We start from the raw sequence: 15,585 nt of genomic DNA, 5'->3' as shown, positions 1-15,585 counted from the left end.
TAAATAGTAAACGCCATTGATACTGTACTGGTTGATTATCATTTGTTATTTAAATAACAATAGTTGTATAGTACTACCAATAATTAGGGAGACTTGGTAATACACAAGTTTTTATAAACACTTAGATAAAAATTAGGTTTATTGTGATTGTATCTTTATATGCTGCTTTATTAGCACTTTTTTATATTTATTTAACGATGAACGTAGTTAAAGTTCGTCGAGCTGAACGAATTTCACTTGGTGATGGTGGTAATCAACAACTGCAATGCGCCATGCGCGCGCATGGTAATTTTATTGAGTATGTTCCTCTTGCAATTATTTTATTGTTTTTAGTCGAGTATCAAGGTTTAGCCAGTCATTATTGCCACGCATTTGGGGCAGCATTACTGATAGGGCGCGTATTTCATAATTTGGGTATTGTCGATAAAAATCTCCGCTATCGCCAAATTGGCGCGCTAACAACCTTCTTAATAATAGTGTTAAATGCGTTTATCTTATTACTTACACGCCTTTATTAAATGTCAGAGAGAATCTTTATAATTGGCCTACCTCGTACGGGCACAACCAGTGTATGCCATGCATTTTTACAACTTGGTTTTAGTTGTGCCCATACAGCCTATACCAAGCAATGTTTTAACCAAGCGCAAGTGATCGCTGACACCCCAATTTTTAATGATTACGAATATTTAGATTCACTTTATCCAGGTGCTAAATTTATCTATTTAGAGCGAGAAGCAGATAAATGGCTGCCTTCAATTCGCCAATTATTACTGAGAATGCACACCAACTTGATGCGAGCGGATGGGGGGTTCAACCCTCATATTAAGCGTTGTTATCTGCATACCTTTGGCCGTTTTTCTGTTGATGAGTTACACAGTGATGCCTATTTGCAACAATGCTATGAGCAACACAAAAGTGCTGCGCATAACTATTTTGCTAAGCGAACAGCTGACTTTTTATCAATAGATATCGCCCATCCAAACAGTTTTAATCAGCTTTGTGATTTTTTGCAATTACAAACTGAACTGACAGAGTTTGAAAAAATGAATATTGGTGGCAAAGTAACAGCTTGGAATGCAGTAAAACATCCACTAAAAGTTGCTTCAACAGCAAATGGTAAAATCGATAAATATCTATACCCATCGTCTTGATAGGAAGTAACTACTCAAGGTGATTAAAAATTATTGCTGTAACAAGATTTTGTAGTTCAATTGCGTTAAAATCTCGCCATTAGTTTTTAGGTAAAATATTTATGTTCGAATTAAAATACCACACTCCATTTGCATGGACCGAAGCTGTGATGGCAGACTTTGACACCTTTTTACAAGATCATGCCGCTGCAGAAAAAAAAGCATCCGGTATGGCTATGTCGATGTTGTCGCATTATCCAGATCGCCGCAAGCTTGTAAAAGCAATGACAGATTTAGCACTGGAAGAAATGATCCACTTTAAACAAGTATTAAAGCTACTGCTTGATCGTGATGTTAACTTAGGCAACGACCAAAAAGATCCCTACGTGAAACAAATTCGCGCGATTTTTAGAAATGGCCGCGACGAGTTCTTAATGGATAGATTATTAGTCGGTGCCGTAATTGAGGCGAGGGGACACGAGCGTTTCTCTTTAGTTGCACAAGCATTACCAATCGGCAAAGAAAAAGATTTTTATGTGGCAATAGCTAAATCGGAAGAAAAACATAAGAACTTATTTGTCGAGCTGGCTTATGAATATTTTGATAAAAATGAGGTCGATGCACGATTAGAAGAAATTCTTATCGCTGAAGCTGAAATATGTAAAAACATTCCATTTACTGCAGCGCTGCATTAAACATATGGGCACTAGCTGGTAATTTTATTTATCTAGTGCCTAACTGTAAGTTACTAATTTATCAACGTTTTAAAATTTTTGATTAATTCACTTAACTCAACAATTGTAGGGCTCCCGCCTAAGTAATTGGTATCAATATGGTACGTATTTTCGATCCAATATGGCTTAGCGGTTGCGTTATGTCCATGAATAGAGAACAGCACGCCAAGGTTTTGAACCAGTTTTTTACTCTGCGTTATTTGTCTATCCCATAATAAGTCACTGATCAGTTGAGCATTTACTTTCATAGGTTGCTGCCAATCCCAACATGTAGCTAAAGTATGCGACAAACCAATTTTTTCGCCTTGGTAGTTCAATAAAATTGATAGTGGGCATGATATTAATTTATTGTTTACTGGTCATAAATAATCAAGCCGTAGTTCACGCTTAAAAAGTCGCTACCAGATAGTCAGCAATAAAAAACGCATCTTACGCTAGGGCACTTGCCTGTGAATATACTAAACGAGCTGTCACGTACAATTGAGCAAATACACGAACGAATGATCGTAGAGCTAGGACCATAGTTCAACCATCATAGCTGCCGGTAAAGTTTAAACATCGGCAGCACATTATAGTTGTGTGTAAATGAGCAGTGTACAAAGTCAGCTTAGAACATAAAACAGCTTTTAAAGTGCGTTTAGAATCCAAGTTAAACGACCAGCCTTAACAATTAGTTATGTGTGAGTTAGGTATTTAAAATTGGTGTAACGGATTTAATCTAAATTTGCATGCAAGTAGGGAAAATAGCGTTTATTAATCACGGTAATTAGGTTGTTACTTATAAAACTCATTCTATTTAACATAATATAAATTATAGGTTATCAATTAATTATCTAAGCTGGGGTGTGTTTATATGGGTGTTAAGTCCAATACTAGACGGTATCGGACTTAGTGGTGGTTTATTTCAATAATACAGTTTAATTCGAGTATCTTTCTTGAGCTTCATTATCGCTTAGCATAGTATTAAAAATACAATTTAAGCTGTATCACAAGAAGTAAACAATATGGAATTTGTGCGCCCGTTAGAACCAATCCTAATAATTGATGATGTTCAAGATATACGTGACTACTTAAATCAGATCTTAACTGAGTTAGGTTTTGAAGATATTCTTGAAAGCAGAGATTTTGAATCGGCTAAAACGTTGATTGATGAAAAATCCCCGAATGTTATCTTTCTCGATATTGAACTGCCCGATACCGATGGTACAGAAATTCTTGAATACTTAAATGACAATTACCCACATACACATGTTGTCATGTGCTCTGGCCATAACAGCCTCGAAAATGTTCAAAATACTTGGGAACTAGGTGCTAAAGGTTTTATTGCAAAACCATTTAATGCTAAAAAAGTTGATACGGTCATGAAACGCCTCGAACTCATTTAATGTAATTTATCAACCTACAAGGTTACTATGAAACAGTCCGTACAAGCGATCATTGATGATTTATCTCAGGTTATTTTTGGCAAACAGCAACAAATAAAACTCGCGTTAACCTGCTTATTTAGCCAAGGTCATTTATTAATTGAAGATTTGCCAGGTATGGGTAAAACCACTTTATCGCATGCACTTGCTGCGGTATTAGGTTTATCATATCAACGAGTGCAATTTACCAGTGATTTATTACCCTCAGACATACTGGGCTCAAGTATTTTTAATGCCAATGAGCATAAATTTACTTTTCATAAAGGGCCTATCTTCAGTCAAGTTGTTTTAGCGGACGAAATAAATCGCGCAGGTCCAAAAACACAAAGCGCTTTATTAGAGGCAATGGAAGAAAACCAAGTTACTATGGATGGTGATAAACATGCCCTACCAACACCATTTTTTGTTATAGCAACTCAAAACCCTTTATATCAATCAGGTACTTATCCTTTACCTGAATCTCAATTAGACCGTTTTTTTATGCGTATTAGTTTGGGTTTTCCACCTAAAGAAGCTGAACGTAAACTCATTTTAGGCCAACATAATCGTGATTATGCACACTTACCTGTACGTATCGATACACAACAATTAATTGAAATACAAAATAAAGTAAGTGCTGTTATGTTAAGTGAACCGGTTGTTGATTATATTTTGGCGCTTGTATCTGCTACCCGAAATAACAGCCAATTTGCTAATGCGTTATCTCCACGGGCCAGTATTGCAGTTGGCAAAGCCGCGAAAGCATGGGCGTTTATTGATGGTCGTGACTTTGTTACCCCTGATGATGTGCAAACTATTTTTGCTAGTGTTAGCGAACATCGTTTAGGTCTGCAGCATGATGTTAGCTCACAACAGATCAAACAATTAATAAATACTGTTGATGTGCCACTTTAAGGTATGAACAATAAAACAGGAAAGCGCCCTACTTTTTGGTTTCAGTTTAAAGCTAAGGTTTTCAAGCTATTACTAAGAAATAAACATAATACCGAACATCTTACCTTAACGCATAACACAATATATGTTTTGCCATCAAAATTGGGCGTGAGCTTTTTAGTGGTTACTATGCTTAATTTTATATTAGGCATTAATTATCAGAATAATCTGATTTTAGCGATGGCTTATTTAATGCTTGTCGTAATGATATTTTCGCTACTTATGGGTTATAGCAATCTTAAAGGATTAAAAATTGATTATAAAAATCATATAGCTAGCTATGCTCCCTGCTCTGCATTATTAGAGCTGCAACTAAAAACCGAAAAAAAATGTCAATCATTGCAGTTTATTTATGAAAATAAAACCCTCACAACCGTTGATGAAATAACCAGTCAAAAGCAAATAGTTAATTTAGATTTAGGATTAAAAGAACGTGGTGAATACCCCTTGCGCCGATTAAAAATAATCAGCAAGTACCCGTTTGGATTAGTATCGGTATGGAGCTACATGCAATTAGCACATACGGTATTTGTCTACCCGCAACAACTCAAACCATTGCATGAAGCTAGTTTGCAAAATAACCACAACACTGATGATGGCCTGCATAAAAACAGCCATGGTAGTGATGAATTTGATGGTTTAAATATTCATCAAACTGGTATGAATATGAAACGAATATCATGGAAACATTACGCAAAAACTCAGCAATTAATGGTAAAAGAGTTTGTAAATTATTCAGCCCAAAGTGTTGTTTTTGATTTTAATCAGTTACAAGGAAATACCGAATCCCGCCTACAACAATTAAGCTATTTAGTAACTCAGGCTTACTCACAAGGCGTTAGTTATGGCCTGCAATTAGAAGCAGGACTATACGCGATCAGTGATACCAAAGAACATTGTAAACAGTGTTTAGAAGCACTAAGCCGTTTTGCAAAGGATGAAAATGAAAGTCACTGATAATTTAACCGCGATCAATTTGTCGTTATCTATTGTTTATATTTTAGTGCTGAGTTTTATTTTTACTGAGTTACCTCCTCTATTTAATACATTATTAGCTAGTTTGTGTATTTGGAATCTAGCCGTTACCTTATTGAAAAGAAATAAACCCACTGCCATATTAGCAAATACTTTGGCCGGTTTGAGTCTATTGATCTTGTTTTATGACGTAGGTTTTAGCGATACGGTGACTTTATTTGTTGCGATGCTGATCCTCTCTAGCTTATTTAAATTACTGCAAGCCAATACAAAAAAGCATTATCAAACTATCATTTTGTTAAGTTTTTTTAGTCTCTCAACAGTATATCTATTTTCTCAGAGCTTATTTGCTACGCTAGTAATTAGCATGCTATATATTTTAAATTTTGCGCTTTTAGCGCTGATTGAATCTAAACATAGTTTAAAAATTGCAGCTAAAGACAGCTGCAAACTTTTGTTGCTAGCACTACCTTTAGCGATATTTTTATTATTATTGTTACCGAAACTTCCCGCATTTTGGCAATTACCGGGGCCAAAACTCGCTAAAACCGGTTTGTCAGAAAGTGTTGATCCATTTGATATAGCCAAACTGTCTAATTCAGATGAGTTAGTATTTCGAGCTAAATTTGATCAGCAAAAGCCATCTTCCCCCTATTACTGGCGAGCGATTATACATGATGAGTTTGATGGTAAACGCTGGTTAATATCGGACATTTTAAAAAGCCAGCAAGTAATTGACCAAATCACCTCAGCTGAACGTGGTGAACGTGGTGAACCATTATATAGTTATCAAATTTTTGCAGAGCCTGGCGCTAAGCCTTGGCTTTATGGTTTACAGTTTGCCGACTCGGCCCATCAAGATGTAAAAACAACCAGCAATGGATTACTACTGCGGAAACGTTTTTTAGCTAATAGTATCAGCTATACAGCCCAGAGTTATGCTTTTAGCTTGGCTGAACTCTCTCGCTCTGCACACTATCAAAACGTGCAGCTTAGTTTAGCTAAAGAGACTAATTTGCAGTCACAGTCTTTAGCTAAACGTCTGTATGAACAACATAATAACAATGATCAGGCTTTTTATTCAGCACTTTATGACTACTTTGCCAATAATAACTTTAGCTATACCTTAACGCCGGATCCAATTACCGGTAACAACACCCTTGACCAGTTTTTATTTGCTAATAAACGTGGTTTTTGTGGCCATTATGCCAGCACAGCTGCATTTATGTTTAGAAGTGTTGGTATTCCTGCCCGCGTTGTTTCGGGGTACTTAGGTGGTGAGTATAATCAACAAAATAGTTATATGAGCGTCTATCAATATGATGCCCATGCATGGGTTGAAGTATTTATAAAAAATAAAGGTTGGCAAATTTTTGATGCAACTGCGGTTGTTTCACCTGAACGATTAAACGGATCTTTATCACAGCACTTGCAGCTGAATAGCGAATTTACAAGCAACTTGAGTTTTGGCTTATTACGATTGAGTAATATTGCTGGTATTAACTGGTTAAGGCTTAAGCTTGAAAATCTTGATTACCAATGGACAAATTGGGTGTTAGGTTTTGACCAGCAAAAGCAATCTTCCCTGCTAAAAGAATTATTCGGTAATAAACAGCTTTGGCAAATTTCACTGATGGTGATAGCAACCGTATGTTTAGCCTTTATTTGTTACTTTGTGTATTTGTCTTGGCCTAAAAAGCCAGAATCGCCAGCGCATTCACTCGCAAAAGACTACCTTACTGTTGTGCGTTGGTGTAATAAGCAAGGTATTTCTGCACCGTCAAATCAAACGCCGCTGCAATTTTTAGCATATGCAGCTCAACAGCTGCCTAACAAGCGGACATATATCATGCAATTTGCGCAATTATACTCCGATGTGCGTTATCGCCAGCTAATATTTAGCGCTTATCGTAAAAAACACAGTAAAAATCTGGTAAAATTAATTAAAACAACAACTAAGAGAACTCTATGAATGCAGTCGTGATTGGCGTTATTTTAATGCTTGGCCTTACTTTAGCCCGCGTTAATGTAATTGTTGCTATGACTTTAAGTGCTTTAGTCGCCGGTTTAACCGCCGGACTTAGCTTAAACGATACCCTAAACGCATTTAACGCAGGCCTCTCTGGCGGAGCTGAGATCGCTCTAAGCTATGCAATGCTAGGCGCATTCGCTGTTGCGATTTCAAAATCAGGCTTAACGCGCATTTTAGCTGCAAAACTACTCGCTAAAGTAAATAACAATAGTAGTAATAGCGAAACAAATTTAAGCTATTTTATTTTACTGATAATTTTAGTGTGTGCAATTTCATCGCAGAACCTAGTCCCAGTTCATATAGCTTTTATACCAATTTTAATCCCCCCGCTACTGGTTATATTTAATAAACTAAGGTTAGACCGACGTGCTATTGCCTGTATTTTAACGTTTGGTCTAGCAACCTCATATATGGTTTTACCCTATGGCTTTGGTGGAATTTATTTATACTCGATTTTACATAAAAACTTAGTGGAAAATGGCTTAGAAATCATTAATACCCAAGTACCTATGGCGATGATCATTCCTGCCTGTGGCATGTTAGTTGGGTTAATTGTAGCGGTGTTTATCAGTTATAGAAAACATCGGGATTATCAGCATGATGAACATCAAGAGCACGCAACTAATGTGGTTGTAGAACAACCTAAAAAAGTATTGTTAGTCGGTATTACAGCGGTATTAGCCTCTTTAGCAGCACAAAATGTCAGTGGTTCAATGATTTTAGGTGGCTTAGTTGGGGTGATGATTTTTAGTTTGTTTGGCGTAGTTAAGTGGGAGCAAAATAGCGACGTATTTAGTAAAGGCGTAGCAATGATGGCAATGATTGGATTTATAATGATCTCAGCTCAAGGGTTTGCCTCTGTAATGAAAGCGACAGGCGATGTGACTAGCTTAGTACAAAGCGCCGCATTGATTATTGATGGCAACAAACCTTTGGCAGCTGCACTAATTTTATTAGTTGGTTTAATGATCACCATGGGGATTGGCAGCTCATTTTCCACAGTGCCAATAATAGCAACCTTGTTTGTGCCACTGTGCTTAGAGCTTAACTTTTCAATGATGGCAACCGCAGCTTTAGTGGGAACCGCAGGTGCTTTAGGCGATGCTGGCTCCCCTGCTTCCGATTCAACCTTAGGACCAACTTCCGGCTTAAACGCTGACGGTCAGCATGATCATATCTGGGATTCAGTTGTGCCTACTTTTATCCACTTTAATATTCCATTGCTAATATTTGGCTGGATAGCTGCTATGGTGCTTTAATACCTTGAATGTGAGTAACCAAGTAGAGAATAGATTAAGACCCCTACTTGGTTACTCAATTATTGTTTTAACGCAGATGCTAAAGATATATAACAGTGCAACATAGTATGATGTGTTCTTTTTATAAAGCAAAGAAAGCACCATAAAAGTGCTTTCTTAACTTAATAACTCGGTTTAAAAACCATAAATCATCTTATCGCATACAACCGGCGTAGGTCTGTGATTGTCATCGACCGCAACGAATGTAAAACTCCCAGTAATTGCCGAGTGTTTATCATCCCTGTGCATTGTTTCTAAGAATATTTCAACGTCTACTCTTAAACTTGTATTGCCTACATGCACAACTTTTGAGATCAATTCAGCGAAGGTTCCAGCTGGAATAGCTTCTTTAAAATCAACTCTATCTGATGAAATGGTTACCAATGGTTTACGGCAAAAGCGCGTTGCAGCAATAAATGCAACTTCGTCCATCCATGCCAATGCATCACCACCAAACAAGGTATTGTGGTGATTAGTGCGCCCAGGAAATACTGTTTTTGTGACCGAAGTCGTTGAGTCTTTAATACGCTGAGCAATTATTTCTTCACGGTTTACTTGAGTTGTCATGTTCTCTACTTTTGGTTTGCTAATTTATCTAACATCATAAGTGCAGGATCAAGGCGTTCGCCTTTCCAATTAAAACGCCAATCCAGATGAGGGCCAGTTACACGACCAGTCGCACCAATTTCAGCTATTTTATCACCGCGTTTAATGGTATCCCCTACTTTTACATCAAGCTTACTTAAGTGTATGTAGGTAGACGTGACACTGTGGCCATGATCTAAAATTAAAGTTCCACCAGAGTAATAAAGGTCGTTATCAGCAAAAACAACGGTACCACTGACAGGCGCATAAACAGGACTGCCTGTCTTGTTGGCTATATCTAAACCAAAATGTGGCCGACGAGGCTCACCATTAAAATAGCGTTGGCTACCATACACACCCGAAATACGCCCTTGTGCAGGTTTGTAAACTGGATCTAAAAAGTACCTAAGCTCAGAGTCAACTTTTCGGGCATTTCTTACTGCCACAGCTTCGCGGCTGATACGGTCACTTACCGCTTTTGGCGGTGACACATATTTACTTGCCACTCCAGTAATTTTATCAATTTTATAATCACGTTTAGTGATCTCAATCGCTTGCTGATGTTTGACACCGTCTGCATCAACCCAGGCTAATTGATGGGTTAATTCAGCATCACGGCCAAAGCCAAATACAAACTCACCTTGTGCGGTGGTTTTTAATGCTTGGCCATTAAAAATAACTGACTTAACCCCATCAATTTGACCAGTCACTAACCCGCCTTGGGTTAAGTGACCTTTTAGCTCCACTGCATCAGCAAAAAAGCTCACAGTAGCAAATAACGAAACGGCTAATAATTTACGCATAACAAATGGACCCTTTGGCCACACCTTCGTATGCTGTGACTTTTACGTCATTGTCAGGATGCTGCGCTTTAACTTGCTCAGCAAGGTAACCTGCAATACATTCAACCGTAGTATCAATGGGTAAAATATCACACCGTTCTTTACTTATTGCCATTTCAAAATAGCCTTGTGCGGCGGTATAGGCAAAACAGAGGTCATGTTCTTTGGCGCTGATGTGCTGTAGCTGCGGCGCTTGAATTTGATCTTCTGCTGTAGCTAAATAAATATCTTGCCATTTATCAGCCCATTGCTTTTGTAATCGTGGCATTGCCATCCCATCAAGGGCAATACCAATTTGCGAACGGTGACCATGAATAATACGCTGGCAATTACCGTCGTGCTTTTTAAGGCCATGACTATAGTGATAATAAAAGCTCTTACTATGCTCTGGCTTTAACTCAATTTCGATTTTATCGATATTGCTTGGTAACTGCGGCATGATTGTAGCAATTAAAAATTCAATAACTGACTGCTCATTAATAACATCAGCATCAATTAAACAAAACGCTTGGTTTGGCGCGCTCATTGCTAAGTGGTGATCATCACCAAAAGTACAATCAAGTGTTGTGTAGTCACCATGGTTTTCAACTTGGCCGTTAATTTGGTTGCCAATGGCCAGCTTGTGATCAATACATTGGTCGATAATGCCTTTGATTTGCTTTTTAACTAAGCCAAAATCAAGCACCATAGACTCTTCATTTAACTTGCCATGCAAGGTTAAATCAACAATCCAGCTCTCGCCAACTGCGCCTCGTTTATTACACAAGTAAGAAAAATCAATTACGGTAAGTGCGTTAACAAAAAGGATCATAAACTTCCTTTATACTGGTTAAAAAATCACGGTAATTATAATGATTTTTGCTAGTAATTGCGCGATTTAATCGTGTAATTAGCATGTTCTTCACCTAAGCGGTGGTATTTCGTGCAAATAAATTATTTTTTTAACTGCTCCGAGTTGTTTAGCGTACAAGTGTACGCTAAAGTACGTGGCAATTTCTAAGCGATGAAAAGTGTTATGGAACCTAAAAATAGTTATACAAAAGAAGATTTGATCCTATGTGGTCAAGGTGAAATGTTTGGAGAAGGCAATTGTCGTCTACCAAGTGACAACATGTTAATGATGGACCGTATCGTCTCAATCACTGATGACGGTGGAGAGCATGGTAAGGGTGAAATCGTTGCTGAGCTTGATATTAACCCTGATCTTTGGTTTTTTGCTTGTCACTTTAAAGGTGATCCAGTCATGCCAGGTTGTCTTGGTTTAGATGCAATGTGGCAACTGGTTGGCTTTTTCCTTGGTTGGTCTGGTGGTCCTGGTCTTGGCCGTGCGCTAGGTGTAGGTGAAGTTAAATTTACTGGGCAAATTTTACCAACAGCAAAAAAAGTGACCTACCGTTTGACCATGAAGCGCGTTATTAAACGTAAATTATTCATGGGGATGGCTGATGGTACTGTTGAAGTAGATGGCCGCGTTATCTACGAAGCAAAAGATTTAAAAGTTGGTTTATTCCAAGATACTAGCGCGTTTTAATTTTGTAATTAAAACCCAGCTACAAAAACGCCGCTGTTTCATAAACAGCGGCGTTTTTGCTTTAATTCAATACTTAAAAATTAGGTTTTATACATATTGCGATTTTCTATCGCTTCGCGCCAACCGCCTAACCACTCTGATTTTGGGTCTATTTGTTGATAAGGGCATAGGTCTTTTGAACGGCCCGCGAGGCCTGCTTTAAAGCCTTGAGAATGAGCTCTTTCTAACCGATCTCTTTTCTGTCTCTTCATAGGTAAATCCTCACCTTTTATATTTATATATTTGTAGTGTTCGTGACATCTACATTTAATGAATAGTTAATAAAACTGTTAAATTCAAATCACAAAAGCAATTAAATAAATTGACTTTAACTAAGCTGCTGATGCAAAAATGAATTAACATATAAAAAAGTAAAGTGGTCGTACCATCTTCTGTGCGACCCATATATGTACAAAAAATTACGACTATCTAATCACTAACACGCAGTTTCCTGCTCTAATTGTGACTGCGGTTTATGGGTGAAGTTCCTATAAAAAATGTAATTATGACAAATTTATTTCAACTCATTAATAGTAAAGAAGTTTAATTTTTGAACTTATTTCAGACCACTTTACTGCGGCTTATTCACACTTAATTAGCCCACATTTCACGTACATTTTTAAATTGTTTAATAATTAATCCTTGCAACTATACCCAAACCACCTCAATATACAGAATTCAGCGTTTCACAGGGGCTTAGTATCAAGGCGTTACTTTGCAACAATGGCAGCCCCTTTTAAGAAGTAACAACGCTGAGAGTAAGTGCCTGTGAAACGCCCAACGGGTTGGTTTAAAAGCGATTTATACTGCGTTATTGATTTTAACAATAGAACCACTATTACTTGCAATCAATGCCTTGCCTAAATCGCTTTTAATTCCAACTGAAACTCGCATCTTGAGGTGGTTTGGGTATATTAATACGATCGGTCTAATATGTGTTTATGCTAAAAAACAGTCAAAATCCACCACGACGTGGTCGCCCACCAAAAGTTGCCCGCAGTAATGCCGACACCAAAGCGTTACTTATTGCTACGGGGGTAGAAACACTAACCGAGTTTGGCTTCAGTGCCACAGGACTTGATACTATTTTAAAAAAAGTAGGTGTTCCAAAAGGTTCTTTTTACCACTACTTTAATAATAAAGATGCCTACGGCTTAGCTGTTATAGACGCTTATAACGATTACTTTGTTGCTAAACTTATTCGCTATCTAGGGGCAAGCGATATCCCTCCTTTAGAGCGACTAATCAATTTCACCCAAAGTGCAGCACGGGGTATGCAAAAGTACGATTTTAGTCGCGGTTGTCTAGTCGGTAATTTAAATCAGGAACTAAACCACCTCAGCGATGACTTTAAAAATAAACTATTAACCAGCTACGAGATTTGGCAACAACATGTGCAAGTTTGCTTGGCACAAGCTCAGCAGGAGCGTGTTATTGCAGCCAACGTGAATACCACACAAATGAGTGAATTTTTTTGGATTGGCTGGGAAGGTGCTGTAATGCGTGCCAAGCTAACTAAAAATACTCAGCCACTTATTTTATATACTGAAATGTTTTTACGTGCATTGCTTAGGTAACGGCTTAAGTAATTGCTCTTTATTCATAACAATTAAAAGACGATCGGTCTAAATGGAGTCCAGATGAACAATCAATTTAAAGCCATTGTTATAAATAATACTGACGATAAGTATACCGCGTCAGTACAAACACTAAATAATAGCGAATTACCCAATCTCCCTGTCAAACTAGATGTGCTTTACAGCACCCTAAATTATAAAGATGGTCTAGCTATTACAGGAAAAGGCCCCGTGGTGCGCTCATTTCCTATGGTGCCGGGTATTGATTTAGTGGGTAAAGTAACAGCCAGTGATTCTAGCGAGTTCGCTATTGATCAGTTGGTATTATTAAATGGCTTTGGTGTTGGCGAAAAATACTGGGGGGGTCTGGCTCAACAAGCCGCTGTTAATGGCGATTGGTTGATCCCACTCCCAACGTCGTTAACACCTAAACAGGCCATGCAAATTGGTACTGCCGGTTACACCGCGATGCTCAGTATTATTGCGCTTGAAAAGCAAGGCATCACTCCCGACTCTGGTGATATTTTAGTTACGGGTGCAAACGGTGGTGTGGGTAGCTTTGCCGTCTATTTACTTAATCTACTAGGTTTTACCGTAGTTGCAGCAACAGGTCGTGTAGATCAAAGCGAACATTTAAAACAACTTGGTGCCTCTGAAGTGATCGACCGAAATGAGCTATCAAATCCAGGTAAGCCATTAGCAAAAGAACGTTTTGCTGCAGCCATTGATTCGGTTGGCAGTCATACCCTTGCTAATATTTGTGCTTCTTTAAAGTATGGCGGTGTAGTTACTGCTTGCGGTTTAGCACAAGGCATGGATTTTCCTGCATCCGTTGCGCCGTTTATTTTGCGTGGTATTTCATTAATCGGCATAGACAGTGTAATGCGTCCAAAGGTCGACCGCATCCAAGCATGGCAACGTCTAGGTGAGCTTGTTGAGCAGAGCTACTTAGATAAAATATCGACTGAAATTAATTTAGAGCAGGTTATTAACGCGGCTGATGAGCTGATGGCCGGAAATATCCGAGGCCGTGTAGTAGTAAATTGCCAACAGTAAAAATAAGTTATACCAATCGTGTTAGTTACTAAGTATTTATAGCGACGGAGAAATACAGTGATAACAAGACAGGAATTTTGACATGCCGTTGTTCTACTTGAAAAATTACTGACGTATTTAGCGCTTCATTTAGCCCGCTAGAATGGTTAAATATTTAACTCAATTGGTATATTAAAGCTTCTTGTAAAAGAAGCTTTAATTTTTTCGTCATTACATGCCTAAAGCAGCAAGCTTTTCGTTTAATTCGTCTTTTGAAATTAAACTCATTTCATACTGTTTTTTAACTTTACGAATAGTGTCGAAATTATCAAGTTTTAATCGTGCTTTAGCTAATTTCTGTTCTTTTTCTGCTACAGAGATCACATCAAGTTTAACGGCTTTTTCAAGCTTCTCTTTTTCTTGATCGTATTCTTTTTGAAAAATTGCTTTTTCTTGAATGATGATTTGATCTTTTAGCTTTTTCTCAATTTCAATAGCTTCATCTTCAAGCTCAATTTTTTTCTCAAGTAACGGTTCAACACGGTTTAATGCTTCTTGCAAAGCACTTTCGATATTTTGTCCTTGGTTTTCTAGTAAATTTTCTACGTATTTTTTACCAATATCTTGATAACCAATATTTAGCTGCCCTTCTATTGAAGTGATCTCAGAGCGGATCGCCGATAACTTTGAGTTCTCTTTCATTGAGGTGCTCATATCAGAGCTTAGTTTAGACGTTGATTCGCTGATATTTGAACCAATAGTGGTAGCTTGTGTTTTAATTTTATTAAAAAGACCCATGTATATTATTCCTTAAATCTATCATCCAATGTTGTGGCGTCATGCCAATACTTATTAAAGCGCACTAATATTACCGATAAACTAAACAAATGTAAATTACACAAGCAAACTGACTTGATATTCTTGTATCAAATTATCGTGATAAAAATTATAATTCTGGGATTAGATTTTAGAAAAAGAGTGTAAAACATGAGTAATGAAGATTTATTCGGCAATAACCCGCTACAAGGCGTTAAACTTGAGCAAGTTGTATCAGAGTTAGTTGATCAATATGGGTGGGAGCTTTTACATGCTTATCTACTGCTAAATTGTTTTAAAAACAACCCTGACATCAAATCTGCAGTTAAATTTTTGCGTAAAACCCAGTGGGCACAAGATAAAGTTGAAAACTTTTATCTTTATAGATTAAAAAATCTTCCTAAACCCGATGATGTTCAATATGAACTACCACCACGTGACCGCGTTATTCCTGAAGATCATAAACCGGGTGAACCATGTGAGTTAAGTTTTAGTGACGCAAAACGTATTCAAGCGAAAAAAGAAGCCAAAGATCGTGCACGGACGCGCAAACAACGCTCAAATGCCAGTAATCCTTGGGGGAACTAAGTGCTAAGTGCTAAGTGCTAAGTGCTAAGTGCTAGGTGCTAGGTGC

General features: G+C 37.8%; 18 protein-coding genes. 12 read left to right on the top strand and 6 right to left on the bottom strand.

Features of this window, described 5'->3' with window-relative positions:
- Positions 1 to 143 precede the first annotated feature (143 nt).
- From H5154_RS15405 to H5154_RS15395, 3 genes are all read left to right on the top strand, one after another.
- Positions 144 to 518, top strand: a complete 375-nt coding sequence (locus tag H5154_RS15405; protein ID WP_182718847.1) for an MAPEG family protein — start codon at positions 144 to 146, stop codon at positions 516 to 518.
- Positions 519 to 1,151 (top strand): sulfotransferase family protein, encoded by a 633-nt coding sequence (locus tag H5154_RS15400; RefSeq protein ID WP_182718846.1) that lies wholly within the window; start codon positions 519 to 521, stop codon positions 1,149 to 1,151. It abuts the gene before it with no gap.
- Positions 1,152 to 1,252: 101 nt separating this feature from the next.
- The gene (locus H5154_RS15395; RefSeq protein ID WP_149981156.1) at positions 1,253 to 1,825 is read left to right on the top strand and encodes a tRNA-(ms[2]io[6]A)-hydroxylase; all 573 of its coding nucleotides are present in this window, start codon (positions 1,253 to 1,255) and stop codon (positions 1,823 to 1,825) included.
- 53 nt (positions 1,826 to 1,878) lie between these two features.
- Here the strand turns inward: H5154_RS15395 and H5154_RS15390 are convergent, their stop codons facing one another.
- A complete protein-coding gene (locus tag H5154_RS15390) occupies positions 1,879 to 2,154 on the bottom strand; it encodes a hypothetical protein (protein ID WP_182718845.1) in 276 nt (91 codons plus the stop codon).
- Positions 2,155 to 2,868: 714 nt separating this feature from the next.
- On the opposite strand from H5154_RS15390, the gene H5154_RS15385 reads away from it, so the two are divergent.
- The 5 genes from H5154_RS15385 (at position 2,869) to H5154_RS15365 (ending at position 8,487) form a co-directional block, all read left to right on the top strand.
- The gene (locus tag H5154_RS15385) at positions 2,869 to 3,249 is read left to right on the top strand and encodes a response regulator (RefSeq protein WP_145233960.1); all 381 of its coding nucleotides are present in this window, start codon (positions 2,869 to 2,871) and stop codon (positions 3,247 to 3,249) included.
- A 27-nt stretch (positions 3,250 to 3,276) separates the two neighbouring features.
- On the top strand, positions 3,277 to 4,182 hold the full coding sequence (locus tag H5154_RS15380; protein ID WP_182718844.1) for a MoxR family ATPase: 906 nt from the start codon (positions 3,277 to 3,279) through the stop codon (positions 4,180 to 4,182).
- Positions 4,183 to 4,350: 168 nt separating this feature from the next.
- Positions 4,351 to 5,178 carry a DUF58 domain-containing protein gene (locus tag H5154_RS15375; RefSeq protein WP_182718843.1) on the top strand — a complete coding sequence of 276 codons (828 nt, stop codon included), beginning with the start codon at positions 4,351 to 4,353 and terminating at the stop codon, positions 5,176 to 5,178.
- The gene (locus tag H5154_RS15370) at positions 5,165 to 7,168 is read left to right on the top strand and encodes a DUF3488 and transglutaminase-like domain-containing protein (protein ID WP_182718842.1); all 2,004 of its coding nucleotides are present in this window, start codon (positions 5,165 to 5,167) and stop codon (positions 7,166 to 7,168) included. Before H5154_RS15375 ends, H5154_RS15370 begins: the two co-directional genes overlap by 14 nt.
- A complete protein-coding gene (locus tag H5154_RS15365) occupies positions 7,165 to 8,487 on the top strand; it encodes a Na+/H+ antiporter family protein (protein WP_145233952.1) in 1,323 nt (440 codons plus the stop codon). The genes H5154_RS15370 and H5154_RS15365 overlap by 4 nt, the downstream gene beginning before the upstream one ends.
- Positions 8,488 to 8,661: 174 nt before the next feature.
- Here the strand turns inward: H5154_RS15365 and H5154_RS15360 are convergent, their stop codons facing one another.
- From H5154_RS15360 to H5154_RS15350, 3 genes are read right to left on the bottom strand one after another with little or no spacing between them, the layout of a single operon-like run.
- Positions 8,662 to 9,093 carry an acyl-CoA thioesterase gene (locus tag H5154_RS15360; protein WP_064666260.1) on the bottom strand — a complete coding sequence of 144 codons (432 nt, stop codon included), beginning with the start codon at positions 9,091 to 9,093 and terminating at the stop codon, positions 8,662 to 8,664.
- A gap of 5 nt (positions 9,094 to 9,098) precedes the next feature.
- A complete protein-coding gene (locus H5154_RS15355; RefSeq protein ID WP_182718841.1) occupies positions 9,099 to 9,914 on the bottom strand; it encodes a M23 family metallopeptidase in 816 nt (271 codons plus the stop codon).
- Positions 9,907 to 10,764, bottom strand: coding sequence for a 6-carboxytetrahydropterin synthase (locus H5154_RS15350; protein ID WP_182718840.1), 858 nt, complete (start codon positions 10,762 to 10,764; stop codon positions 9,907 to 9,909). Before H5154_RS15350 ends, H5154_RS15355 begins: the two co-directional genes overlap by 8 nt.
- Before the next feature lie 204 nt (positions 10,765 to 10,968).
- Between H5154_RS15350 and fabA the strand changes: the two genes are divergently transcribed.
- Positions 10,969 to 11,484, top strand: a complete 516-nt coding sequence (gene fabA, locus H5154_RS15345; RefSeq protein ID WP_182718839.1) for a bifunctional 3-hydroxydecanoyl-ACP dehydratase/trans-2-decenoyl-ACP isomerase — start codon at positions 10,969 to 10,971, stop codon at positions 11,482 to 11,484.
- A gap of 80 nt (positions 11,485 to 11,564) precedes the next feature.
- On the opposite strand, the gene rmf is transcribed toward fabA, so the two are convergent.
- The gene (rmf, locus tag H5154_RS15340; protein ID WP_182718838.1) at positions 11,565 to 11,735 is read right to left on the bottom strand and encodes a ribosome modulation factor; all 171 of its coding nucleotides are present in this window, start codon (positions 11,733 to 11,735) and stop codon (positions 11,565 to 11,567) included.
- Positions 11,736 to 12,464: 729 nt separating this feature from the next.
- Here rmf and H5154_RS15335 point away from each other — a divergent pair.
- Together H5154_RS15335 and H5154_RS15330 are read left to right on the top strand one after the other, a co-directional pair.
- A complete protein-coding gene (locus tag H5154_RS15335) occupies positions 12,465 to 13,100 on the top strand; it encodes a TetR/AcrR family transcriptional regulator (protein WP_182718837.1) in 636 nt (211 codons plus the stop codon).
- Between the two features lie 63 nt (positions 13,101 to 13,163).
- Positions 13,164 to 14,156 carry an MDR family oxidoreductase gene (locus H5154_RS15330; RefSeq protein WP_182718836.1) on the top strand — a complete coding sequence of 331 codons (993 nt, stop codon included), beginning with the start codon at positions 13,164 to 13,166 and terminating at the stop codon, positions 14,154 to 14,156.
- Between the two features lie 210 nt (positions 14,157 to 14,366).
- On the opposite strand, the gene H5154_RS15325 is transcribed toward H5154_RS15330, so the two are convergent.
- Entirely contained in the window at positions 14,367 to 14,933 is a 567-nt protein-coding gene (locus H5154_RS15325; protein ID WP_182718835.1) for a hypothetical protein, read from the bottom strand.
- A gap of 189 nt (positions 14,934 to 15,122) precedes the next feature.
- Here H5154_RS15325 and H5154_RS15320 point away from each other — a divergent pair, with 189 nt between their 5' ends.
- Positions 15,123 to 15,539: a VF530 family DNA-binding protein gene (locus H5154_RS15320; RefSeq protein ID WP_145233938.1), complete on the top strand. Its 417-nt coding sequence runs from the start codon at positions 15,123 to 15,125 to the stop codon at positions 15,537 to 15,539.
- Positions 15,540 to 15,585: the final 46 nt, after the last annotated feature.

Source organism: Pseudoalteromonas sp. SR44-5 (assembly GCF_014163675.1).
Taxonomy (GTDB): domain Bacteria; phylum Pseudomonadota; class Gammaproteobacteria; order Enterobacterales; family Alteromonadaceae; genus Pseudoalteromonas; species Pseudoalteromonas rhizosphaerae.
This window is presented reverse-complemented; position numbering and strand designations above follow the sequence as displayed.